Raw genomic sequence first — 24,144 nt, 5'->3', positions numbered from 1 at the left:
GCATGGCGTCCAAACAAAACTTCCTCTACCTACACCTACGCTCCACTTCTCCTGTCATTTGCCCTGACAGGAGCCTTTTACCGTTTCAGCGTTTGGAACACGCGGTTCGCTTCAAAAATCACGCGCTCTTCATCCACGGTCAACAGCTCGCGGTTGCGCATCAGGAACCGGCCGGCCACGATCGTGTCGGTCACGTCCCGTCCGTTGGCCGCATACACCACGTGGGAGACCGGGTTGTGAGCGGGATGGAAATGGGCCTGATGGCTGTCCAGGACGATCAGGTCCGCCTGCTTGCCGGTTTCGATCGAACCCAGCTCATCCGGCTGGAACACGCCGTCCGCCCCGTAGCGGGTCGCCATGCGCAGCGCTTCTTCCGCCGGAACGGCAACGGGATCGTAGCCCACTCCCTTGTGCAGAATGGCGGCCAGCTTCAGTTCCTCAAACAGGTTCAGGTTGTTGTTGCTGGCGGTGCTGTCCGTTCCCAGCGAAACGCTGATTCCTTTCGCCAGCATTTGGGGAACCGGCGCCACGCCGCTGGCCAGCTTCAGGTTGCTCACCACGTTGTGGGAGACTTTCACTTGATATTTTGCCAATACGTCCATTTCTTCATCCGTCAGATGAACGGCATGTGCTACCAGCGTCGGACGGCGGAACACGCCCAGTTTTTCCAGGTGGGCGACCGGACGAAGGCCGTAATCCCGCTCGTTTTGGCCCACTTCCCACTTTGTTTCCGACATGTGGATGTGGATCGGCAGGGAAAGCTCTTCCGCCCGTTCCACAATTTGCGTGATAAATTCCGGCGGGCAGGTGTACGGCGCATGAGGCGCAAGCATCGTGGTGATGCGGCCGTCCGCCTGATTGTGCCAGTTTTTGGCAAAAGCGGTAGCCTCCCGCAGTTTGGCCGCCCGCTCTTCCTCCGAGCAGAGGCCGATCATGCCGCGGCACAGCCGGGCGCGCATTCCGGTCGCTTCCACCGCTTTGGCCACTTCGTCCATGTGGTCGTACATGTCGACGAAGGTCGTCGTTCCCGTGCGGATCATCTCAATCAGCGACAGGTATGTGCCCCATTTCACATGGTCGGCGGTAAACTGCGCTTCCAGCGGCCACATTTTGTCTTCGAGCCACTGCTGCAGCGGCAGGTCGTCGGAGTATCCGCGCAAGAGCGACATGCCCGCATGGCCGTGCGTGTTGATCAGGCCCGGCAGGAGGTAGTTGCCCTTCAGGTCGATCACCTCGTCGTAGCCGGACACGTCCTCAGGCGTGGGGCCGACGTACGTAATCGTGCTGCCGGCAAACGCGACGGCTCCGTCGTGGATCACCTCGTTCTGGTCGTTTACGGTGATCACGGTGGCGTGAGTCAAGATCGTCTGTTTCATCGTTCCACTCCGTTCTTACGTTAAATAATAGGCGAGACTTTGCAGGCTGGACGTCACATCCGCATAGTGGATGCGCACCTCTTTCTCCGTCCGGATGGTCGTCGGCGCGAAGTTGAGGATGCCTTCGATCCCCGCCTCGATCAAGAGATCGGCCACCGATTGGGCGGCGGCAGCCGGGACCGTGATGATCGCCAGGCGAATGTGCCGATCCTTCACTGTCTGCTTCAGCTCTTCCAGCGGCTGGATCGTGATCCCCGCAATCTGCTTGCCCTGCTTGGCCGGATCGCTGTCAAAAATCGCCGCGATCCGCATCTGATCCTTCAGGAACGCGTTGTAGTTGCTGATCGCGTGGCCGAGATGGCCGGCGCCGACGAGCGCGACGCGAATTTCCTGATCCAGTTTGAGAATCTGGCGGATTTTTTCCACCAGGTAGTTGACGTCATAGCCGATGCCTTTCTTGCCGAAATCGCCGAACGCGGCTAAGTCTTTGCGGATTTGGGCGGGGTTGACGTCCAGATTTTTGCCCATCTGCTGGGAGGATACCGTCGTCACGCCCACTTGCTGCAAATAACTCAGGTAGCGCAGATAAATCGGCAAACGGCGAACGACCGCTTCCGAAATCTTTTCACTTTTGGCCACGTACGGTCCTTCCTCCTTACTTTTTTCGCTTGACGACACGGTAATCCCTGCCGTTGGACAGGATCGCGATCGTGCCGTGCTGGCTGGTGATGTAGGTCTCCGCCCACGATTCGCCCAGGCGTTCCAGCACTTCCTCCTGGCTGTCTTTCATCTCGTTTCGGGACTTGCCGGTCAGAATCACCGCCACCTGCGGGTCCACCTTGGTGAGAAACGGCTGGGAAGAGGCCTGGTTTCTCCCCTGGTCGGCCACTTTCAGCACTTCCGCCTTCAACTGGCCGCCGTGCTTCTCCAGCAGGCGCTCTTCCGCCTTTTCATTGACGGCGCTGGCGAATAGAAAGCGAAGCTGGCCGTGCCGCAGCCGGAACACCAGGGAATTGTCCTGCGGAGACAAAAACAGCGGTTCGCTGGGATGAAGCACGTCCAACACCACGTCGTTGTCCAGTCTGATCGCGTCGCCGTCCGCGACGGGCAGCAGCTTTTTGTCCCCTTTGAGCGGGACCAGCCTGCGAATCGACGGCTCGATCAGACGGGGCAGAATGACCGTATCCACCGGCATCCGGTCGCTGAGAAAGGCAAAGCCCCCCGCTTGTTCCGGCTGATCGTTAGTCACGACAACATAGTCCAGACGCGTCAGCTTTCGCTCGGACAGCATGCCGAACAAGACGGGCCAGTCTTCCGCGCTTCCCGTGTCGACCAGCATGGTTTTTCCGCCCGGCAGTCGGATCAGCGTGCTCTCGCCATGCGGCAGGGCGAGAAAGTGGATCACCAGCCCGACAAATTCGCGTTCGTCGTCGCTGGCGAAGGGGTCCTCCACCTTTACCACTCCCTGCAAATGGCTGTCGATCGAGCAGCCGGCAAACAGCACGACGCACAGCAGCAGCAGCCAAGCCCTACGCGTATTCCCCAGCATTTATTCTATCACCTAAATCCCTGCGAGACTATTGCTTCATTTTATGAGTCTCGCCGGGATTGCATGCAAGCCGGCCGCTCAACGCCTACAGCTCCGTGCCGGTCTCTTGGGCCAGAAACGGACCGATCCGCTCGCGGAGCTCCGGCCAGGTGCCCGTCTGCACCTGAAACGGCGGCAGGGATTGCAAAAACGCCCGGCCGTAGCGGGACTCGACGATTCGTCCGTCAAACACGACCACGACGCCGCGGTCCAAATGATGCCGGATCAGCCGGCCGACGCCCTGCTTGAACTGGATCACCGCTTGCGGCAGGGCCAGCGACATGAAGGCGTTTTTCCCGTCCGCTTTCAACTGCTCCGCTCTCCCCTGGTAGACGGGGTGATTGGGCGGCGTAAAGGGAAGCCGCACGATGACCAGGCAGCTCAGCGCTTCGCCGGGGATGTCCACGCCCTCCCAAAAACTGCTGGTCCCCAGCAGCACACCGTGTTCCAGCCGTTGGAACAGCCGGACCAGCTTGCTGCGGTTGCTGCTGTCGATGCCGTGGCCGAGCAGGGTGTACGGCTCGTCCGCCAACTGCTCCTTCATCAACTGGTACACCTGGCGGAGCATCGAGTGGGACGTAAACAGGATCAGCGTCCGGCCGCCGGCGGCGCGGATCACGTCCAGGCAGCCCTGCACGACCGCTTCCAGGTAGTGTTCGTCGCTTTCTTTTCCCGGGGCGGGAAAGTCGGAAGGGATGAACAGCAGCCCCTGTTCCTCGTAGGCAAACGGGGAGGGCAGGGCCAGGGTACGCACCCGTTCCTTCGGCATCCGATCCAGGCCAAACCGCTCGATCATGTAAGCAAAGCTGTTCTTGACCGTCAAGGTGGCCGAGGTGAGAATCAGGCTGCGCTTTGCTGCGAACAGCGGATGGGCGAGCGCATCGGCGACCTTCAGCGGCGCGGCGTGCAGATAGACGTGCTTGCGGGGGGTGCGGGCCTCCACTTCCATCCAGCAGACGTACTCCGCGTCCGGTTCCAGCAAAAAGAAGTGAAGCAGTTCGGCCGTTTCCTGAAGTTCGTCCACCAGGCCGGACACATCCGTCCGCAGGCTGCGCAGCTCGTACGGCGGTTTTTCGTCGGCGGGGATGCACTGCAGCAGGCGGTCCATGGACGCCGCGTACGCGGTGAGCGCTTCGATCACCCGGCGCGCCGCCCTGCGAATCCGTTCGTGCCGGCCGGAAAACGACTCCTTGCGGTACCGCACCGTTTCCCGCCCGGTGTCGGTGGTCTCCTCTCCCCGGTCCGCCGCCCACTGGTACAGAAGCTGCGTCATCTGCAGCGCCTTTTCGCGCAGCGCGGGGAACAGCTTGTCCATCTCCGCCAAGGTCTCCGCGACCCTGCCGCCATCCTCCGCCTGCCAATCCTGCAGCTCGGCGGCGAAGCGCCGCACGACGCTCCCTTCTTCCGCCGCCGCCCGATCCAGCAAGAACATCATTCCGGCAGTGGACAACTGCTTGCCGAGATGGGCGGTGGCGATCTCTTCCAGATGGTGGGCTTCGTCGATGACCGCCGTCTCATACGGCGGCAGGATCCGGTTCTCCGCCTGCAAATCGCTGATCAAGAGCGCGTGGTTGACGATCAGGATGTCCGCGTCCCGCGCCCGCTCCCGGGCCTGGAAATAGTAGCAGCGGCTGAACCAGGGGCAGTTGCGGTGCAGGCAGGAGGCGGCGTCGCTTTTCACCTGCTGCCAGTACAACTGTCCGGCAGCGGGCAGGCTCAACTCCTCCACGTCGCCTGTTTCTGTCTGGGTCAGCCAGGTGAGCATCTGCCCTTTGACCAGGCGGAGTTCCTGACTGTTTCCCTCCACGGGTTCCTCCAGGCTTTGTTCGAACTTGCGCAGGCAGAGATAATTGCCCCGCCCCTTCAGCGTGGCGGCGGTAAAGTCAAACGGCAGCGACTGCTTGAGAGCGGGGATGTCCTTGTGAAACAACTGCTCCTGCAGGTGAATGGTGTGCGTGCTGATCACCACCGGCTCACGGTGCTGTTTGGCCCACACGATGCTGGGCAGCAGGTAGGCGAGCGATTTGCCGGTCCCCGTCCCCGCTTCCACGAGCAGATGCGCGCCGTCGCTCATCGCGTCATGGATCGCGCGCATCATCGCTTCCTGCGCTTCCCGCCGCTGATAGCCGGGCAGGCTGCGCCCCAGCGCCGCCTTTTCGTCAAGCATCTGCTCCAGCATCTCAGCAAACGGTTTTGTCAGCGGCTCGGCGCGTTCCAGCGGCGTCTTGGCGCGTCCTTCCCGCTTGCGCAGGGCAAGCTGACGGTACACGTCCCACAGCTCCGACTCGTCCGTCTTGGTACCGGATTCGTCCAAAAGCGGCACCTCCGCCAGCTTTTCCATCTCGATGTGGCGCAGCAGGACGTCGATGTCAGTGCGAAACGACGAGACGAGCATCTGCAGCCGCTGCACCGTCACCAGCGGCAGTTGGCGCAGGATGTCCAACAGATGCAAAAACAGGCGGGCCGTCGCCATCGCGTCGCTGTCCGCCTGATGCGGACGGTCGTGTTCGATCTGCAGGTCGTCGGCCAGTTCACCCAGGCGGTAGCTGTTTTGCATCGGCATCAAAAAGCGGGACAGTTCCACCGTGTCCAGCACATATCCGTCAAACGTATAATAGCCCTGGCTCAGCAGGGCTTCTTGCAGAAACTGCAGGTCAAATGCGGCATTGTGAGCCACAAAGGCCCGCCCGTCCAGCATGCGGAGGAACCTGGGAAGCGCTTCCTCCAGCGTGGGGGCATCGGCCACCATGTCGTCCGTGATGCCGGTCAACTGCGTAATAAACGGCGGGATCGGCTGCCCGGGGTTGATCAGGGTAGAATAGCTCTCCGTAATCTGCCCGTCGTCGATGGCGACGGCGCCGATCTGGATGATGCTGTCCCCCTGCCGCGGGTGGCTTCCCGTTGTCTCAAAGTCTACGACGATAAATCGATTCAACCTCTTGTCACCTCGTACGTGCGCGGACAGTAGGGCGTCCGCTTCCCTAGCATTCGGCAGCGTCCGGGAATTTTCCTGCTCCGGGCGCCGTTTCCGGCTGCAAAAGTTCGCTTGCGGCCGTCGGTCCCCCCAGCTTGGCGGCGCACAACTGCAGGTAGAGCGGGATCTCCTGAAAGTGGTCGCTGTGGGGAAGCACCCGCCGAAAATATTGCTCCGCCAGCCGCCAGTTCTCCTCCGCAACGGCAATCCGGCCGAGATGGTAATACCCGAGCGAACGAATATACGGATCCCCGTCCTCGGTAAACGGCGCGGCCAAACGTTTGGCCGTCGGCGTGTCCCCCAGCCGCTCGTAAGCGGTGATCAGCCCGGACTGGGCCAGCCGGTGATCCCGCTGCTTGCTTAGGATCGAGCGAAACGATGCCAGCGCGTCGTCCACCCTGCCGTCAAACAGCAGCATCCAGCCGTAGCTGAAGGCAAAGTCGGGATTGTCCGGCGCGAGGCTGATCGCCTTTTTCATCAGGGTCAGCGCCCGCCGCGTGCCGGCGATCAGCCAGGTGTTCCAGGCCAGTCCGTGCCACGCCCACCCTTCGCGGGGAAACCGCTCCGCCAAAAAGTGGTAGCAGACCTGGGCGCGGTGATAGTTGCCCAACGATTCGTAAAGGCTGGCCATCTCCCGCAGCGTCTCGCTGTCCAGCTTGCGCGTCGGCAGTTTCAGCGAGTCCGGAGGCTGCGGGTCCGCCGTCTCGTCACGCGCCTGCAGGATGCGGGCCGCTCTCAGCCAGAGCATCTGCGCTTCCCAGTCGGAGTCCCCTTCATTTAGCAGCGATTCGACCGTCTCCAGCGCCTCCTGCACATCGCCGTCCTGCAGGTAGCAGAGCGCCAGGTTGAACCGGGCCTCCCGCTGTCCCGGATGGTGTTCGAGCGCCGCCTTGAAGGCCTGTGCCGCCTCCAGCCACTGCCGTTCTTCCGCCAGCATGCAGCCGATCGCGTTGTAGCTGATCGCCGCCACCACCGGCGATTGGGCCGAGCGGCTGAGCAGGCGGAACTCCCGGAGCGCTTCCTCCCTCGCCTCGGAAAACAACAGGCTGTAGGCGTAGTAGAGCCGGCCGCTCTCCCAGTCCGGCGATTCCTTGACCAGTTCGGCAAAGCACTGCCGGGCGTCCTGATAGAGGCGTAGCTGATAAAACCCTTCACCTTTGCGGTACATGTGCTCGAAGGGACGGCCGGCCGCTTCTGCCTGGAATGCGCCCAGGTTGGCTGCGGCTGCGTCCCCGCCATGGTCATGATGTCCGCCCGGCGATGCGTCGGCGCCCGCTTTTGCCTTCGCCGGCGCGGCGGTCCCTGGCTGACTTTCATCGGCAGGCGGGTACTCTCCCTCCAACTGCTTGATGCGGCGAATCGCGAGGGACAGCTTTTCCTCAAACTGCAGCCACAGATCGACCACCCGATCGCTCACCTGGCGCAGTTCAAACAATTGATCGGCGAGCAGGAGCTTTTCGTCCTCCGACGCCGTCGGCCACTTCCGTTCGATCGTCTCCGCTTTGGAACGCAGCGCGGAGAACCATTCTTCCAGCTTCATAAAAAAGCCACCCCCCTTGAGGCGTGAGTAGTCTCATTGTCTCACAAGGCAGGTGGCTCTATGCAGGCCCGCCGCTCGCGTCAATAGACGGTCGCGTGCACTTCCTCCGCCAGCAGTTGGGCAATCTTGTTGTTCTCGTCCATAATGGCGACGCGCGGTTTGTGGGTGCGAGCCTCTTCGTCCGTCATCATCGCGTACGAAATGATGATGACGATGTCGCCCGGCTGCACCAGGCGGGCGGCGGCTCCGTTCAGGCAGATGACCCCGCTGCCCGGCTCTCCTTCGATCACGTAGGTTTCCAGACGCGCGCCGTTGTTGTTGTTGACGATTTGCACCTTTTCGTTCGGCAGGATGTCCAGCGCATCGAGAATCTCCTTGTCGATGGTGATGCTGCCGACGTAGTTCAGGTTGGCTTCCGTGACGGTGGCGCGGTGGATTTTTGCTTTCATCATCGTGCGAAACACGGCGGTCTCCTCCCCTTTTCAGTCGTGTTAGCTAAACGGTAACCATCATGTTGTCGATCAGGCGAGTGCGGCCGAACCGCACCGCCAGGGCGAAAATAAGCCGCTGGCCGGGGCTGGCCGTATCAACTGGCGTCAGCCGCGGGTACGTGAGCACCTCGACGTAATCGATCTCGGCCAGCGGCTCCGCCGTGATCATCGCCGCCATGCGCTCCTTGATCTCGTCAAGCGGGACCCCCTCTTTGAGCCACGCTTCCGCCTGTTTGAGGCTGCGGTAAAGGACGGTGGCCTGCCGCCGTTCCTCCGGGTTGAGATAGACGTTGCGTGAGCTCATCGCCAGCCCGTCCGGTTCGCGCACGATCGGGCAGGGCACGATCTCCACCGGAACGGACAGATCTTCCACCATTTGGCTGATGACGGCAAGCTGCTGGGCGTCCTTTTGTCCAAAAAAGGCGGCGTCCGGCTGGACGATGTGAAACAGCTTCAGCACGACGGTCGCCACGCCGTCGAAGTGACCCGGCCGGGATTGACCGCACAGCGGCTCGGACACCTGAGCCACGGAGACGGTCGTCAGCACCTGGTGCGGATACATTTCCTCCACGCTCGGGGTAAACAGGAGGTCGACTCCGGCAGACCGGGCCAGTTCGCGGTCCCGTTCAATATCGCGCGGATAGCGCTCAAAATCCTCGTTGGGCCCGAATTGCAGCGGGTTGACGAAAATGCTCATCACGACGAAATCGCACGTCTCCCGAGCCTTCTTGACCAGGCTGAGGTGGCCGTCATGGAGATAGCCCATGGTGGGCACGAAGCCGATCCGTTTCCCCTGCCGGCGCGCTTCGCCGACATGGCGGCGCAGTTCGGCAATCGTGGGTACCTGCAGCATGCGCTCGATCATCGCCGGACCCCTCCTTCTCCGTAGAGCTGTTTCACCGTTTCCTCCGCCGCGTGAAAGACGTGTTCCGGAGCCGGAAAACGGCGGTCCTTCACCTCGGAGACGTACGCCGCCACCGCTTCGCGAATGGTGGTCCCTGTGTCGGCGTAGCGCTTGGCAAATTTGGGCTTCCAATCCGACGACCCGTACCCAACCAGATCGTGCAGCACCAGCACCTGGCCGTCGCAGGAGGGGCCGGCTCCGATGCCAATGACCGGAATCTCCAGCTTGTCCGCAATGACGGCAGCCACTTCCTGCGGCACGCATTCCAGCACCAGCGCGAACACGCCCGCTTCCTCCAGCGCCATCGCATCTTCCAGCAGGCGGCGGGCCTGTGCCAGATCACGCCCCTGCACCTTGTAACCGCCCAGTTGGTGAACGGCCTGCGGCGTCAGGCCGATGTGCCCCATCACCGGAATGCCGGCCTGCACACAGCGCGTGACGATCGGCGCGAGTTCCCGGCCTCCCTCCATTTTTACCGCTTTGGCCAGCCCCTCCTGCAGGAGACGGCCCGCGTTCTTGACCGCTTCCTCCACCGTCCCGTGGTAGCTGAGAAACGGCATGTCGCTGACCACAAAGGCCCGCTTGACCGCCCTGGTCACGGCTTTGGTATGGTGCAGCATGTCGTCCATCGTGACCGGGAGCGTCGAATCGTACCCCAGTACCACCATCCCGAGCGAATCTCCCACCAGGATCATGTCCGCTCCCGCTTCTTCCACCAGCTTGGCGGAAGGAAAGTCGTACGCGGTGACCATGGCGATCGGTTGGCCGTCACGCTTTTTTTTACGCAAATCGGACGTGGTGACCGGCGCCAGGTTGTTTGTCATCTCTCCCACCTCTTTGTGCGCCCCACCCCGTGGACCCATCCGGAAATAAAAAACCCTCTCGCCGAAAAAGGGAGAAGGGTGTCCATGCAAACATTTGTCCATGGTCGCTGGATTCCTTCTGTCTCGGTCCACACAGGCTCTGAGCAGATTGTTGTCCATTACGATGTGTTGATGCTTGATAAAAAATACTCCCGGTTTGGAGTGCCGTTCGCCGGACGATACGGCCTCCACCTTAGGAGTATACCAGAAGACTTATTCGTTTGCACCATAATTGACGTCGGCGGAATACACTTTATGCCGTGCACCCGCGGCGTCCTCGACGATCAGGACGCCTTCCTCGTCCAGACCGACAGCCCGTCCTTCCAGCGTGGAATGGATGGTTTTGACGGTCACCCACCGGCCGATCGTGTAGGAGCAGGCTTCCCACTCCGTCTTGATCCGGTCGAAGCCGTGCTGCAGATAGTGGTCGTACTCCGCTTCAAAGATGCGGCAAAACCGCTGGATGAACCGCACCCGGTTGACAGTCGTTCCGCTCTCGATCCGCAGCGAAGTGGCAATGGCCCTGAGCTCTTCGGGAAAATCGGCCGCGACGGCGTTGGCGTTGATCCCGATGCCGATGACGAGGTAGTTGACGCGGTCCGCTTCGGCGTTCAGCTCCGTCAGCACGCCGCACACCTTTCTGTCACCGACAAAAATGTCGTTGGGCCATTTGATCTTGACCGCCACTCCCGTCTCCTCCTGCATCGTCTTCGCCACCGCGACGGCTGTCAGCAGCGTCATCTGCGGCGTTTTCGGGAGCGGGATCACGGGACGGACGATCAGGCTCATCCAGATGCCCGTGCCCTTGGGCGAATGCCAGACCCGTCCCAGGCGCCCTTTGCCGCCGGTCTGCTGCTCCGCGATCACCAGGGTCCCTTCCGGCGCCCCTTTGGCAGCCGCTTCATGCGCCAGCGGCTGGGTGGAGACGACGGTGTCGTATGCCTGCACGTTCTGGCCGATCCGCTTCGTGTCCAGGCCGGCCATGATCGCTTCGGCGGACAGGCGGTCGGGTGCTGCCAGCAGCCGGTATCCCGCCTTGCGGACCGCTTCCACCTCATACCCTTCCTGACGCAGTTCCTCGATGTGCTTCCACACCGCCGTCCGCGAGCAGCCGCAGGTCTGGCTCAGCTCCTCGCCGGAGATGAACCGGCCGGGATTGGCGTGGAACGCCTTCAGTATTTCCTGCTTAATGTTCATGACGCGCTACCTCTCTCCTTGCCTCTTCCACCAGCGCCTCCGGGGTGTTGGGCAGCCCGTGCAGCGCCGTCTGCTCCAGCAGGTGCATGAGCAAGCGCTGAATCCATTCCCCCGGTTTTCGCTCCAGGGCCGCCTGCAGATCGCGACCGGTGACGGCCAATTCGCGCAGCGACTTGACCGGCATCGACTCGTAGGCGGCGATCAGCGACCGGGAGGAACGGCGGTCCTTCCGCTTCCACCAGCACGCCTGCAGCAGGTTGTCCGTTTCCATGCAGACCGGCCAACCCGCCTGCAGCAAAAGTCGTCCCCACTCCACATCGCGCGGCTCATCCCAGTCCGGCCGCAGCGCCGCCAGAAGCCCGACGAATTGGGCGATCGCTTCTGCTTCCCGCTTGGACATCCGCAGCTGCAGACAGAGCGTGCGCGCCTCCTGCGGGTCAAACCGGGCGGCATACATGAGCAGGGCCCACTTTTGGTTCAGCGTGCCCAGGTGCACCAGCCGCCACGCCTGCTCGTGCGACGTCCGGAACAGGCGATCCAGCAGAGGAGAAAAACCGGCCAAGCCCGTCTGCACGATCAGGCCGATCCCCTTTTGCGGCGCCGCGCTGTCGACGATCTTGTGCAGTTCTTCCCGAATCCGTTCCGCGGCGATATGCGACAAGAGCGGTGCCGTTTGCTCCATCGCCGCCAGGGTAACCGGCTCGATGGAAAAGTCAAGCTGCGCGGCAAACCGCACCGCTCTCAACAGCCGCAGGGCATCCTCGCGAAAGCGCCGCTCCGCCGTCCCCACCGCCCGGATCAGCCGATCCCGCAGGTCGTCCCGCCCGCCGAACGGATCGCGCAAACGGTCGAACCGGTCCATCGCCATCGCGTTGATGGTAAAGTCCCGCCGCTCCAGGTCGAGGTGCAGGTCGGAGACGAAGCGGACCTCTTTCGGCCGGCGGTAGTCCTCGTACGTACCTTCCACCCGGTACGTGGTCACTTCGAACATCTGCCCGTCCAGCCTGACGGAGACGGTCCCGTGCTGCAGGCCGGTGGGGACGTGATCGGGAAACAGCCGCATGACGTCGCCGGGATGGGCATTCGTACATATATCTATATCGTGCACGGTTCTGCCGAGCAGCCAATCGCGGACGCACCCGCCGACGAAATAGGCTTCATAGCCGTTGTCCTCCAGCGTGCGCAGGATGCGAACCGCCAGTTCCTTGAGCAACTCCTTCACCCCGTTTTCCGTCCGCCCAGCAAAGGAGGCGTTTGTGTGAAAATCGTGTATGGCCTGTTCATCATGGTTTCCAAGCTGTTTCAGTTGGCCAAAAGCAGCCTGCACCGTCCGTGACCGTCACAACGATCCGGGGCCGAGCAGCTCGCGATACAGCAATTCGTACTGGGACGTGATCTTCTCGTGGCAGAAGGTTTCACTCGACCGCTGGATGCTGTTGCGGGACAGACGCCGGTAAAGGTCCGGGTCGGTCAGCAGGCGCACGGTCCGTTCCGCCATGCCGGCGACGTCCCCGACCGGCAGGAGGAAGCCGCACTCGCCGTCCGGCACCACTTCCGGCAGTCCGCCCGCATTGGTCGTCACGACCGGCACGCCGCAGGCCATGGCCTCCAGCGCCACCAGCCCGAAGCTCTCCTTTTCCGACGGCAGCAGCATGACGTCGGCCATGGAGATTACCTCGGCCACATCCTCCTGTTTGCCGAGAAAATGGGTGTCGCCTTCCAGCCCCATCTCGGCCACCATGTTGCGGACCGAACCGAGGTCGGGCCCCTCGCCGATCAGCATCAGCTTGACCGGAAGCTGCTCCCGCACCAGCCGGAAAATCTCGATCACGTCCGGCACCCGCTTGACCGGACGGAAATTGGAGATGTGCATCAGGATTTTTTCCCCGTTCGGTGCGAACACGCGCTTCCACTCGCCCACCTCTTTGGGGTAGTAGCGCCGCTTGTCCACGAAGTTGTAGACCGGGACGATCTCCTTGTCGACGTGCAGCAGTTCCCGCGTCTGCCGGATCAAGTCCTTGGACACGGCGGTGACCAGGTCGCTTTGTTCGATCCCGAAGCGGATCATGCCGCTCAGGCTGGAGTCGTATCCCAGTACGGTAATGTCCGTTCCGTGCAGGGTGGTGACGATCTTGAGCCGTTCGCCGACCATCTGTTTGGCCAGATAGGCGCACAGTGCGTGGGGAACGGCGTAATGGACGTGCAGCAGGTCCAGCTTTTCGTTCTGCGCCACCTGCGCCATCCGATTGGCCAGCGTCAAATCGTACGGAGGGTATTTGAACACGTCGTAATGATTGACTTCCACTTCATGGTAAAAAATGTTGGGATGAAACGTTCCCAGGCGGAAGGGCATGCTGGACGTGATGAAGTGAACCTGATGGCCCCGCTCCGCCAGCAGTTTGCCCAATTCCGTGGCAACGACGCCCGACCCGCCCAACGACGGGTAGCAGGTGATGCCAATCTTCATCCGGGTGTCCTCTCCTTCCTACAAGCTTGTCAGCACGTAAGGTGCAGCGCTGACAAACCCCTCCGCATACATGACGCCCGCCTGCTGCCCGAACAGGCGCTCCCTGTACTCCACCAGTTCCAGATACCCGTTGTTGAGCGGCGTAGAGACGCTGCCTTCTTCTTTTTCAAACTGGCTGCGGTACGACCGCAGCACCTCCATTTTTTGCGCGTACACCGGCGTGACGTCCACGACCACATTTGGCGTCGCCGTCGTGTTGATAAAATAGTACAGCAATTGGCTGGGGCGGTAGGCGGGCAGGGATCGTTCCGCGGTAAACAGACGAATTCCGGCGGAAAAGACCGCTTCCCGGACGATCCGGCTGACGCTCTCGTGATCCGGGTGACGGTCCTGCCAGTAAGGCGCCAGCACCACGCGCGGCCGCGTCTGCCGAATCAGGTCGACGACCCGGCTGATCGCCTCGTCGCGCACCCGTTCCAGGCCGCGGTCCGGCAAGCCGAAATTATAGCGGACCGCAATCCCCAGCCGCTTGTCAGCCTCCGCCGCCTCCGCCTGCCGGCGCTCCACGGTGCCGTTGGACGAAAGTTCGGCGTAGGTCAGGTCGAGGATGCCGACGCGTTTGCCCTGTTTCACTGCCAGCAGCAGACTGCCGGCCGCCCCGATCTCCACGTCGTCGGGGTGCGCTCCGATGGCGAGGATGTCCAACTCGCTCATGCCTGCTCCTCCTTGCGCACGACCTCGCGCCAGCGCAGCTCGCCCCGCTCCAGCGCCTTCAGCAGCACTTCCGCCGTTCCCATGTTGGTGGCAAACGGAATCTTGTGCACGTCGCACAGGCGAAGCAGCGCGATGATATCCGGTTCATGCGGCTGCGCCGTCAGGGGATCGCGCAAGAAGATGATCAGATCCATCTCGTTGCGGGCGATCATCGCCCCGATTTGCTGATCTCCTCCCAGGGGGCCGGAGAGAAACCGCGTGACCTGTAGGGATGTCGCTTCCATGATCCTGAGTCCGGTCGTCCCCGTGGCGTACAATTCATGCTCGCGCAGGATGGACTCGTAGGCCATCGCCAATTGAACGATTTCTTCCTTTTTTCGGTCGTGTGCGATCAAAGCAATTTTCACGCAAACCTCTCCCTCGGTGTAAGTAGCGTTGCACAACGGTGTGCCCGTGCCTAATCAATCAGGTGCTCCAGTCCATAGATCAGTTCGCCCAGGTTCATCACAGCCTTAATCGCCATGTTTACTCCCGGCATGAACGACTCGCGGTTGATCGAGTCGTGCCGGATGGAGAGCGTCTGGCCCGTTGCCCCGAACAGCACTTCCTGGTGAGCCACCAGTCCCGGCAGCCGCACGCTGTGAATCCGGAATCCGTGGTACTCCGCGCCGCGCGCCCCCGGGATGCTTTCCGTCTCTTCCGGGTGGCCCTGTTTGATCTCCTCGCGAACGGCCGCGATCATCTCCGCCGTTTTCAGCGCCGTTCCGCTGGGCGCGTCCAGCTTCCGGTCGTGGTGCAGCTCGATGATCTCCACATGCGGCATGTATTTCGCCGCCATGGCGGCAAATTTCATCAGCAGAATGGCCCCGATCGCGAAGTTGGGCGCGATAATGCCGCCAAGGCCCGCCTCCCGGTACCGCGCCGTCAGCTCCTGCAGCTGCTCCGGCGTCAGTCCGGTCGTCCCCACCACCGGCCGAATGCCGTGGTTTAGACACAGTTCAAGGTGGCGGTAGACGCTGTGCGGCGTCGTAAAGTCAACCAGTACGTCGGGACGCATCTCGTCCAACTGCCGGCGGACCGCCTCATCGTCCCCCCGCGTGTCCAGTGCCCCTGTGTACACCAACTCCGCATCTTGTCCCAGCATTCTGACGACTTCCTGGCCCATCCGCCCGTGGGCTCCCGCTACTGCTACGCGAATCTGTTTGTCCATCTCTAGTTCGTCTCCTCTATTCTCGTCCAGCGATCCTTATCGCGTGTGTTGAATTTGTGCATAATACGATCAAACGCCTCTTGCAAATCAATGCCGAGCGAATTGGCGAAGCACAGCACAATGAAAAAGACGTCGCCCAGCTCTTCGTCGATGGTTTTCTCCGCTTCGTCTTTTTTCTTTGGTTTTTCACCGTAGTAGTGGTTGATCTCCCGCGCCAGTTCGCCCACCTCTTCCGTCATCCGGGCCATCATGGCCAGCGGGGAGAAATACCCTTCCTTGAATTGTGATATGTATTGGTCCACTTCCTGTTGGATCTCCTGCAAGGTCTTCCGCTGATTCATCGGGTCACTCCTTTGTCTGCCAGAAAATATTCGTGACTTTATCGTACCTGAAAAGCCTGCGTTTGCCAAATCTCAATACGCAGGCTGGCAGGATATGGACAATCAAATCAACATTCCATTATAATGGCAGTCGTACCTACCAACAAGCCTTCATCCGTCCGCACGGATGCGGCAAGCAGGCAGGTCCGCACGGCGTCGGCCGCAGCCAACTGCGCGAGTGTCTGCCGCCGAGAGGAATCCCACAGAGGACCTGCTGCCTCCGGCTTCCCTCGGAAGGAAGCCTTCGGACGCAGGATCACCGGCAAGAAGGGAGAACGCTTATGAAACTGCGCCTCAAGAGCATCATCGCCATCATCGTCGGATCCGCCATCATGGGATTCGGCATCAACGCCTTCAACATTCCGAACAACCTGGCCGAGGGCGGCATTACCGGCATCAGTATTCTGATCAAGCTGATGATCCCGAGCGTCGACCAGGGGATCGTCTTTTTCGTCCTGAACGTGCCGCTGTTCGTGCTCGGGTGGAAAGTGCTGGGACGCACCGCGTTTGCCTACACCATTCTCGGCACGGTCGCCCTCTCCGTCTTTCTCTCCCTGTTTGAGGGCGTGCTGCCCCTGCCGATGCACGACCGGCTGCTCGCCTCGCTGTACGCCGGCGTGGCGATCGGGGTGGGCCTCGGGATCATTTTCCGCTACGGGGGCACCACGGGAGGTGTTGACATCATCGCCCGCGTGCTGCAAAAATACATGGGCATCAGCATGGGCCGCACGCTGTTTTTCGGCGACATGCTGGTGATCGGCGCGTCGCTGATCTATTTGAATCTCGAAAGCGCGATGTACACCCTGGTGGCCGTCTTCATCGCCGCCCGCGTCATTGACTTTTTTCAGGACGGCGCCTACGCCGGAAAGGCGCTCACCATCATCTCCGATCACGCCGACGCGATCGCCAAACAGATTCTGGAACTGGGTCGCGGCGTCACGCTGCTGGCGGGCAAAGGAGCGTTTTCCGGCGAGGAGAAACAGGTCGTGTACGTCGTGGTCAGCCGCAACGAAGTGATGCGTTACAAAAGCATCGTGCAGGAGATCGATCCCCATGCGTTCGTGATTGTCAATGACGTGCACGAGGTGCTCGGCGAAGGGTTTACGCTGGACGAAAACAAGCAGCCCATTCACGAGTGACTGGAAGACAGCCGTCCCCACTGACAGAGCCGGTACACCTTCAGCATTGTGGAACGGAAAAAACTAGGCGGCAAGCTGGCTCCGGTACGCGATCGTGGCCAGCTTTTTCACTCCGATTGAATGTGTTTTGTCGCAATCCCTTCGCACAAAAGACCGTGTCGCTCGTGCGGCCTGTTCCCGCCGTGCTTGCAGCCCGGCGACAATCTGTCATCCGAACATCCTTCTGCACCGCCAAATCCACGCTTTCACGCCCTGTGCATAATGCAGGTGCACAGGGGCCTTGGACATTTCTGCTCCGTACAGGTCCGCCATCGTGTTTTCCCGGATCACCGCCTGGGCGACCTGCAGCCGCCATGGCTCATGGTAAATGTCCCCGCCGTAGATCCGCTGCGTGCGGCGGCACACACAGCAAAATCGGTAGCGCTCGGTCAGCCAATGCTCAATGCTGCCCGGTCTCGCCGTGAACGGTTCGGAAACGGGCCGGTAGATCGCGTCGAACCGCTGTGCCCCCCCTTTCCGCTCGCTCTGGAAATCAATGCCCGCAGCCGTTCGTTTGATTGTCATTCCGGCAGGGTAGTACGGAAGGTGATACGTCCATGTGGCGGCACGGATGGCCACCGGATTGGACGCGTCCAGTGTCAAAAAGAATACCGCCGGTTTTCCGCCTGCGATCACGTACGTGCGCACATTGATTTCCGGAAACGGAACCGTATAGGGAATGACCGGCAGAAACCTGAGCCGGATCTCGCTCATTTCAAACGGAATGACGCCAATCCACGCCATGCCGTCGAATGTATCCACTTCCAAAGGAGGAGGAACAAACTGCCGAATCCTTTCAGCAGGAACAGGCCAATGGGCAAACAGAAGATCGTCCCATGTCTGCGTCATGATCCACGTGCCTTTGATGCCAGCCCCCTCCTCTCACTTGTCGTGTCAAAACGTTTGGAACAGACTCAGAACACTTTGTCGCTCGTGTTCTGTCCCTCGCTCCTCTGCCGATTCCTTTCCCGGCGTCGACGCAGCGGCGTCAGGTTCCGCTTCACCTGACGATGCGCCGGGTACGATCTCATATGGTTGACTGACCAGCCGAACCTTCGTTACCGTGCTCGTCCATTCGTCGAGCGCTACCAGATCGTCCGCGTTCACGTCCCTCAAGGAGGTTTTTCCCAACGCGCGAATGGCGATTTTCATCTCTTCCACAAACGAAACAAAAAAATTCTCCAACGACAGCGCGGCCTTCTCGATTTGAAACTCGTCCTTTTGGCTGCCCGTGTAATAGGCAAGCTGCGTGGGCGGCTCCCACGGAATGGCTTTTGTTACCTGATCATGGGTCATGGCCCACAGCAGGGCTGTTCCCATGTACACGGCGTCCGCTCCCAAGGCGAGCGCTTTCAAACATTGGCCGGGCGTAGCATATCCTCCACCTGTCAAGAGGCTGATCCGGTCTTTTACTCCCCGCTTTTTCAGATAGTGAACAGCGCGAGACAAGGCGAAAATCGTCGGCAGGCCAAAGTCGTCTTCCAAAATCGGCGGCCCTCCTTTTGTGCCGGCCTGTCCGCCGTCCAGACTGATAAAATCCACCCCGGCCTGAACTGCCGCTTCCAGGTCGGCTTCCAGCTTTCCGCTGGCACACATCTTCACGCCAATGGGGATGCCATAGGTTAGGGAGCGCAGTCTGTCGACCAGGGGCTTCAGGTCCTGCGGTTTGACGATTTCCGAATGACGGGAAGGGATGACGAGGCCCTCACCGTCCGGAACCTGCAGAAGTTCACGAGCCCTTCCCTTCAAATACTTGGGCGGGATTCTGCTCGCGGCACCGGCTGTCGCACCTTGACCGAAATGAATCTCGATCGCGTCTGCCTGCCGGAGAGTCTCCGGCTCTTTTGACCAGTGCCCGGAATTGTACTGCAGGATGTAATGGGCGGCGAGTGCCCTCTCTTCGGGCAGCAAAGGGCCTTCGCCCGAGTTCGTCGCGGTTCCGACCGCTGCCGTTCCTTTGGCGATCGCGATTTTTACTTTCTCGGATACCCCGATGCCGTAGCCCATTGCGCCGGCCATTAGGGGGATGTTCAGGATGAGCGGCCGTTGGGCAAGCGGGCCGATTGTGATCATCATGTCGACGGGAGCATTTTCCGGTGCGGGAAGCGTGGCAAGCTGAGCGGGAGAAAAAACCAGGCCGTCAAAGTCCAGAAACTTGCGCGGACTGCCGAACGGCCGCTCGATTACGCCGCCGCTGGATGCCCGCAGACTGTTTTCCACGACGATCCTGGGGCTTGTTCTCGTGAGCGCCGACACCATCTCCCAGATGTTTTCCGGGTAACGGTCAGCCATCAGCCGTTTCGTAAAGCGCCCGATCCCCCATTGGATCAATGGCCGGGCAAACACGATGGCGATCAGACCCGCACAGAGAATGGCCAGGAATGCCCCGGCAAACGACCCGGCGAGAAAGGAAACCCACTTGATGGTCATGACAACCTCCTTGCCCTCTTTTCATCCCTCATTATTTCGATCTTGCGCGCTGCCTATGCGCCTGTCGTGAGAAAGCCCCGGTTGGGAGCAAAAAATGACGGCCGTCCGCTGGTGGCACACGCGCCATCTCCCTTTGAGCCGGCTGCCCAAATACAGCCGCATCCGTCATCCTCCACCGCCGTACCATACCGATTTTTGCTGGCGTGTCTTTCTCCTAAAATGAACAGAGAGCTTCTACGCACATGGTAGAAGCTCTTTGTCTGTAAAGGGCCCCTGCAGGGGAACGGAAGGTTCTCCCGTGGGACGAATGTGTTCCGGTACGCCGCCGCACAGTCAGGCAGAGTGCATCTGCCCCCGGTATTTTTTCCAGGCCACATACGCCAGCGTCAGCAGCACCGCTCCGACAATCGCCACAAACATCGGAAACGGCGAAGCCGGACGGATCAACAGGGCGATCGCGCTCTGATCCTTTCCGATGAACGCGGACTGCATCGTGCCGTTCAGATCGCGCAGGGCGTTCCGAACCATCTGCCACTCGATCTGGCTGCGGCGCAGCTCTTTGGAGATGAGATCGTACGCGGCGTCGATCTGCTTGATCTGCTCTTCCCGCAGATGGATGCTCATCGCCGGTTTGATCGCCAGATACAGGCGGGTGTTTTCGTCGAATTGCTGGCGAAACTGGTCAAAATTCCGCTCCACCGCCGACTCCATCAGATTTTGCATCTGGGTGGCATAGGAAACGTAGTAGCTCCGCCACATCGGCTGATGATCATGGGTAAGCGCGTCGATGGCGATCCTCACGCGGGTCGCGTGCCACAGCAGTTGATCGCTCGTGCTGGACATGGCGAAACTGTTTTTCGCCGCCAGGATTGACTGCGTCACGGCGTTCAGACTGTCGATCCGCAGCGAGACGGGCAGGCGCTGCTGGGGAAAGCGTTCCGCCAGCAGCCGAATCTTCTCCTGCGCCTCCTCCAGCTCCCCTTTTTTCGTATGGGTTAACAGTTCTTGCGCTATGTGATCCAACGCGGCCAACTGTTTTTCTTCGGCCGGACGGTCAAGCCTGTTGATCAACGTATGGATGGGCCAGGCCAGCATCAGCCCGATGATCAGGAAGAACAGCAGAAACCGGATGTTTTTTTTCAAAGCAAAAACCCTCCTTCCCCTAGTACAGACTATGGAAAGGAGGACAAGATTAGACCTTGTTTCTGCTGAACCGCACGTTGGTGAACCAGATCACCGCAATGGAAATCAGGCTGAGCAGAACCGTGCAGAGACCGACGATTCCCTCATACGGATCAAGCACGGCAGGCAGCCACGGATGGATGGCCATGACGTAATCGAGGAAATCGTTATTCAACGTCCACAGTGCAGCGATTCCCACCGGCAGCCAGCTCAGCTTGAAAAATCGGGCATACAGCACCGATTCGGCCGCCATGCCTGCATGGGAGATCATAAGCATGATATCCGTCCCGCTTACCTCGTCACCCAAGAGCCATCCGGCCACGATGATGCCTACCGCCCATACGCCGTATTTAAAATTGGTGATGCCGGCCAGAGCTTCCAGCACCGGGATGTGCCGTCCCATCAAGTAGGTAAACAGCACGATGGTAAATAGTCCGCTCCCCGTCGGACTGTCCGGAACAAACGGCCGCAAGTACCCCGGGGTAGCTGCCAGTTGATTGCTGTACCAGACAAAGCCGTAGATGGTTCCCAGCAAGTTGACGACGAACAGGGTCCAGAGAAACCACCTTTTCCCCAAAGACTGCCAGAACCACTCCCATAACCAGCTCATGAACATCGTCTCCCGCTATGTGCGCCGTTAAAGAAAAAGCTGACCGAACGTCAGTCAGCTTTTCTTGTATGGGCTTATTTCAACGTTGCCATGTACTCAGCCAATTTCTTGATTTCCGCTTCATCCTTGATCAGGCCGCCCGGCATTGCCGGCGGTTTCCCGTTCTTGATGATTTCGGCAATCTGGTTCGCGTCATACTTGCTGCCGATCTTCTGCAGATTCGGCCCCATGCCGCCTTCCATGTTCTTGCCGTGGCAGCCCATGCAGCCCGTTTGAGCCGTCCACAGTGCATCGGCCTTGAAGCTCGGATCAGCCGGCGCCGGAGCGGCCGCGTTGGACCCGCCTCCACTGCCGCTTCCGCCGTGATTGGACGCGTGGTTCAGGGAGTGCTCATGGTCTGCTGCCCACGTCAGGTAGAAAATCGATACCAGCGCAGTCATCATCAGACCGGTTGCCACCGGACGGCGGGACGGACGGCGTTCTTTGCCGGTATCCAGCCACGGAGCCAGCAGCAGCGCGCCAAATGCGATACCCGGAATGATGACGGTGCCCAGGACTACCCAGTCACCTGCTGCCCACGGATACTTGAGCATCTGATACAGGAACAGGAAGTACCAGTCCGGCAGCGGAACGAACGACGTATCGTTCGGGTTCGCCTTGTCGGTCAGCGGCGACGGGTGAGAGACTGTCAGCACCAGAAACCCGACCAGACAGACGGCTGCCACCATCCACTCTTTCAACAGGAAGTTCGGCCAGAACGGCTCCGTTTTTCCCGGAAAGTCGGAGTACGAGGGGGCAATGTTCGGAATGCGCTTCGCCGGTATCCGGGAGTCTCCGACGAAGGTAGCATCTTTGTCATGTTTCGCCATGCTATTTCCTCCTTAAAATCGAAGACTCATCATAGTGGACCCGAGATACCTTGCGCGCGAATCATGATGAAGTGTGCTCCCAACAGACCCAAGAGGGCTCCCGGCAGGAAGAACACGTGAATCGCAAAGAAGCGGGACAGGGTTTGCGCCCCTACGATGTCGCCGCCGGTCAGCAGGGTCTTGGCGTACGGACCGATCAGCGGCACGGAGTTCGCGATCTCCAGACCTACCTTGGTCGCGAAGTACGCCGTGTTGTCCCACGGCAGCAGGTAACCGGTGAAACCGAGGCCGAGCATGACGAAGAAAATCAGCACGCCCACTACCCAGTTCATTTCACGCGGTTTTTTGTACGAACCGGTAAAGAACACGCGCAGCGTGTGCAGAAACATCATCACGATGACCAGGCTGGCCCCCCAGTGGTGCATGCCGCGGACGATCACCCCGAATGCCACTTCGTTCTGCAGGTACTTGACCGATTCATACGCATTGATAATGTCCGGTACATAGTACATGGTCAGGAACATACCGGACAGGATTTGGATGACTGTAATAAAGAACGTAAGGCCACCAAAGCAATACACAAACGCGGAAAAATGGTGCGCCGGGTTTACGTGCTCTGGCACTTCGTGGTCGGCCAAATCGCGCCACATCGGGGTGATGTTCAGGCGCTCATCAACCCAGTCATACATTTTTTGCAACATCTTAGCCACTCACCCCCGGACGAGGATTTGGTTTCAGTTTGCCCAGATAGAGCTTGCCGTCCTTCACTTCCGTCTCGTATTCATCGAGGGATGCTGTCGGCGGAGTTCCCAGAATGTGCGCACCTTCCTTGTCGTAACGTCCCAGGTGGCACGGACAGAAATACTGGTTCGGGTGATCCGGGCTCGTGTTCCAGTCCACTGTACAGCCCAAGTGCTTACAGATCGGGGACAGTGCGAGGATCTCGCCCTTCTCATTCTTGGTCACCCACGCAGCCAGCGTCGACTCGGACTCATACCAACCGTCCTTGGTATGTACCTTGAAATCCACACGCTTCGGCTCGGGACCGAACTCGTCCACGCTGCCGACAGCCACTTTATCTGTACCCGCATGGCCTTTCAGCAAGGGGTCGACTGCAAAACGAATCATTGGTGTGATCATTCCCGCAGCGAGGAATCCGCCCGTTCCCATGAGTGCGTAGTTGAGAAACGTACGTCTGGAAATTTCCCGTTTGTCGCCCATGTCTTTTTCCCTCCTTACTCTGTAGAATAGCGCAACAATGGCGATTTCCATACATATACACTAGGTCAATCCCAATCATAGCTAACGCCTATAGAGATGTCAAGAATATCCGGGGGACGCGCCCGGCGCCAACCTCGTCTGATTGAGAGATTGTTGCCATTTTGTCAAATATGGCAACTCTCCCCTGATTGATATAGTATTTCCTGAAATATCTCCGTCTATTGACGGTCGCCGTGCTGCCAGAGACGAATAATTTCCCGGCTGAGGACATCGACGGTCACCTCAAAGCGGAGCGCGGAATCCAGGTCTTCATCCCCCACTGTCAGCCTCAACAGTCTGCCTTCATCCACGCGCGCATCCAGCCGCTCCCCGCTGAACTGCAGCAGGACGTAGTGGGCAAACCCGGCCGGCAGCCGTTGGGCAAGCGGCTCGTCGCCGATCTGGTAACAAATCGGGAACATCAGCACCCGGCCCTTCAAACGCTGTTCGATCGAGGCGGCCACCTGCACCAGATAACTCATCCGCTGCACGTGCTCGTTCACCGGCTTCTCCGGCCGGTACAAATAAAGAGGGAGCAGCGCGGTATCCACGTAGGTCCGCAGCTCCTCCCAATTCTCCAGTTCTTGAACGTTCCACTGCATAAGGCGTCTCCTCTTTCCATTAACATCTGGAAACTAGCGTACCACGAAGAGGAGGAGACAGGCAATCGTCATGTCCCGCCCGGAATTACGATTGTTCGTAGGCCATGATCTCGCGCAGTTCGTCGGTCAGGCGCATGAACCGCTCCTTGTTTTTCATCGCCAGCGCTTCGTCGATCTCCTGGTACAGGGTGCGCTTGCGGTACAGGCGCACCTGCTCGTCAATCACCATTTCCGACAACAGCCCCGACACCAGTTGGTTGTTCGTCCCGTACGCATTGGAATAGAAATTTGGCCACTCCATGATACATC

General features: G+C 60.1%; 25 protein-coding genes. 1 reads left to right on the top strand and 24 read right to left on the bottom strand.

Going from position 1 to position 24,144, the window contains the following annotated elements; translation table 11 throughout:
• Positions 1-77: 77 nt before the first annotated feature.
• From M516_RS0113740 to M516_RS0113670, 15 genes are all read right to left on the bottom strand, one after another.
• Entirely contained in the window at positions 78-1,376 is a 1,299-nt protein-coding gene (locus tag M516_RS0113740) for an amidohydrolase (RefSeq protein ID WP_029099646.1), read from the bottom strand.
• Between the two features lie 15 nt (positions 1,377-1,391).
• Positions 1,392-2,015 carry a redox-sensing transcriptional repressor Rex gene (locus M516_RS0113735; protein ID WP_029099645.1) on the bottom strand — a complete coding sequence of 208 codons (624 nt, stop codon included), beginning with the start codon at positions 2,013-2,015 and terminating at the stop codon, positions 1,392-1,394.
• 16 nt (positions 2,016-2,031) lie between these two features.
• A complete protein-coding gene (locus M516_RS0113730) occupies positions 2,032-2,925 on the bottom strand; it encodes a ComEC/Rec2 family competence protein (RefSeq protein WP_029099644.1) in 894 nt (297 codons plus the stop codon).
• Between the two features lie 85 nt (positions 2,926-3,010).
• Positions 3,011-5,899 carry an ATP-dependent DNA helicase DinG gene (gene dinG, locus M516_RS0113725; protein WP_029099643.1) on the bottom strand — a complete coding sequence of 963 codons (2,889 nt, stop codon included), beginning with the start codon at positions 5,897-5,899 and terminating at the stop codon, positions 3,011-3,013.
• A gap of 46 nt (positions 5,900-5,945) precedes the next feature.
• The gene (locus M516_RS23475; RefSeq protein WP_051188218.1) at positions 5,946-7,478 is read right to left on the bottom strand and encodes a tetratricopeptide repeat protein; all 1,533 of its coding nucleotides are present in this window, start codon (positions 7,476-7,478) and stop codon (positions 5,946-5,948) included.
• 80 nt (positions 7,479-7,558) lie between these two features.
• The gene (gene panD / locus M516_RS0113715) at positions 7,559-7,942 is read right to left on the bottom strand and encodes an aspartate 1-decarboxylase (protein ID WP_029099642.1); all 384 of its coding nucleotides are present in this window, start codon (positions 7,940-7,942) and stop codon (positions 7,559-7,561) included.
• A gap of 31 nt (positions 7,943-7,973) precedes the next feature.
• Entirely contained in the window at positions 7,974-8,822 is an 849-nt protein-coding gene (gene panC / locus M516_RS0113710) for a pantoate--beta-alanine ligase (RefSeq protein WP_029099641.1), read from the bottom strand.
• An 8-nt stretch (positions 8,823-8,830) separates the two neighbouring features.
• Complete coding sequence (gene panB / locus M516_RS0113705; RefSeq protein ID WP_029099640.1) at positions 8,831-9,697, bottom strand: 3-methyl-2-oxobutanoate hydroxymethyltransferase; 867 nt, start codon at positions 9,695-9,697, stop codon at positions 8,831-8,833.
• A 252-nt stretch (positions 9,698-9,949) separates the two neighbouring features.
• A complete protein-coding gene (locus M516_RS0113700; RefSeq protein WP_029099639.1) occupies positions 9,950-10,933 on the bottom strand; it encodes a biotin--[acetyl-CoA-carboxylase] ligase in 984 nt (327 codons plus the stop codon).
• Positions 10,923-12,146, bottom strand: coding sequence for a CCA tRNA nucleotidyltransferase (locus M516_RS0113695; protein ID WP_029099638.1), 1,224 nt, complete (start codon positions 12,144-12,146; stop codon positions 10,923-10,925). Before M516_RS0113695 ends, M516_RS0113700 begins: the two co-directional genes overlap by 11 nt.
• A 126-nt stretch (positions 12,147-12,272) precedes the next feature.
• Entirely contained in the window at positions 12,273-13,400 is a 1,128-nt protein-coding gene (gene bshA / locus M516_RS0113690; protein ID WP_029099637.1) for an N-acetyl-alpha-D-glucosaminyl L-malate synthase BshA, read from the bottom strand.
• A gap of 18 nt (positions 13,401-13,418) precedes the next feature.
• On the bottom strand, positions 13,419-14,114 hold the full coding sequence (bshB1, locus tag M516_RS0113685) for a bacillithiol biosynthesis deacetylase BshB1 (protein ID WP_029099636.1): 696 nt from the start codon (positions 14,112-14,114) through the stop codon (positions 13,419-13,421).
• A complete protein-coding gene (locus M516_RS0113680) occupies positions 14,111-14,521 on the bottom strand; it encodes a methylglyoxal synthase (RefSeq protein ID WP_029099635.1) in 411 nt (136 codons plus the stop codon). Before M516_RS0113680 ends, bshB1 begins: the two co-directional genes overlap by 4 nt.
• Positions 14,522-14,571: 50 nt before the next feature.
• On the bottom strand, positions 14,572-15,324 hold the full coding sequence (gene dapB, locus M516_RS0113675; protein ID WP_029099634.1) for a 4-hydroxy-tetrahydrodipicolinate reductase: 753 nt from the start codon (positions 15,322-15,324) through the stop codon (positions 14,572-14,574).
• A 2-nt stretch (positions 15,325-15,326) separates the two neighbouring features.
• Complete coding sequence (locus M516_RS0113670; RefSeq protein ID WP_029099633.1) at positions 15,327-15,665, bottom strand: nucleotide pyrophosphohydrolase; 339 nt, start codon at positions 15,663-15,665, stop codon at positions 15,327-15,329.
• A gap of 320 nt (positions 15,666-15,985) precedes the next feature.
• Here M516_RS0113670 and M516_RS0113665 point away from each other — a divergent pair, with 320 nt between their 5' ends.
• On the top strand, positions 15,986-16,843 hold the full coding sequence (locus M516_RS0113665; RefSeq protein ID WP_029099632.1) for a YitT family protein: 858 nt from the start codon (positions 15,986-15,988) through the stop codon (positions 16,841-16,843).
• Between the two features lie 207 nt (positions 16,844-17,050).
• On the opposite strand, the gene M516_RS23470 is transcribed toward M516_RS0113665, so the two are convergent.
• From M516_RS23470 to M516_RS0113620, 9 genes are all read right to left on the bottom strand, one after another.
• Complete coding sequence (locus tag M516_RS23470) at positions 17,051-17,731, bottom strand: YqjF family protein (protein WP_051188217.1); 681 nt, start codon at positions 17,729-17,731, stop codon at positions 17,051-17,053.
• Positions 17,732-17,776: 45 nt separating this feature from the next.
• Entirely contained in the window at positions 17,777-19,312 is a 1,536-nt protein-coding gene (locus M516_RS23465) for an FMN-binding glutamate synthase family protein (protein ID WP_081656538.1), read from the bottom strand.
• Between the two features lie 333 nt (positions 19,313-19,645).
• Positions 19,646-20,455 carry a sporulation protein YpjB gene (locus M516_RS0113650; protein ID WP_029099631.1) on the bottom strand — a complete coding sequence of 270 codons (810 nt, stop codon included), beginning with the start codon at positions 20,453-20,455 and terminating at the stop codon, positions 19,646-19,648.
• Positions 20,456-20,504: 49 nt separating this feature from the next.
• On the bottom strand, positions 20,505-21,104 hold the full coding sequence (locus M516_RS0113645) for a DUF1405 domain-containing protein (protein WP_029099630.1): 600 nt from the start codon (positions 21,102-21,104) through the stop codon (positions 20,505-20,507).
• Between the two features lie 74 nt (positions 21,105-21,178).
• Positions 21,179-21,973 carry a c-type cytochrome gene (locus M516_RS0113640; protein WP_029099629.1) on the bottom strand — a complete coding sequence of 265 codons (795 nt, stop codon included), beginning with the start codon at positions 21,971-21,973 and terminating at the stop codon, positions 21,179-21,181.
• 29 nt (positions 21,974-22,002) lie between these two features.
• On the bottom strand, positions 22,003-22,674 hold the full coding sequence (gene qcrB, locus M516_RS0113635; protein WP_029099628.1) for a menaquinol-cytochrome c reductase cytochrome b subunit: 672 nt from the start codon (positions 22,672-22,674) through the stop codon (positions 22,003-22,005).
• A 1-nt stretch (position 22,675) separates the two neighbouring features.
• Positions 22,676-23,194, bottom strand: a complete 519-nt coding sequence (locus M516_RS0113630) for a Rieske (2Fe-2S) protein (protein ID WP_029099627.1) — start codon at positions 23,192-23,194, stop codon at positions 22,676-22,678.
• 218 nt (positions 23,195-23,412) lie between these two features.
• The gene (locus M516_RS0113625) at positions 23,413-23,835 is read right to left on the bottom strand and encodes a DUF2487 family protein (RefSeq protein ID WP_029099626.1); all 423 of its coding nucleotides are present in this window, start codon (positions 23,833-23,835) and stop codon (positions 23,413-23,415) included.
• Between the two features lie 85 nt (positions 23,836-23,920).
• A complete protein-coding gene (locus M516_RS0113620; RefSeq protein WP_029099625.1) occupies positions 23,921-24,136 on the bottom strand; it encodes an IDEAL domain-containing protein in 216 nt (71 codons plus the stop codon).
• Positions 24,137-24,144 lie beyond the last annotated feature (8 nt).

This window comes from Brevibacillus thermoruber 423 (assembly GCF_000454065.1).
GTDB classification, from domain to species: Bacteria; Bacillota; Bacilli; order Brevibacillales; family Brevibacillaceae; genus Brevibacillus; species Brevibacillus thermoruber.
The sequence above is the reverse complement of the archived record's forward strand: the minus strand, read 5'-3'. Positions and strand labels throughout refer to the sequence as shown.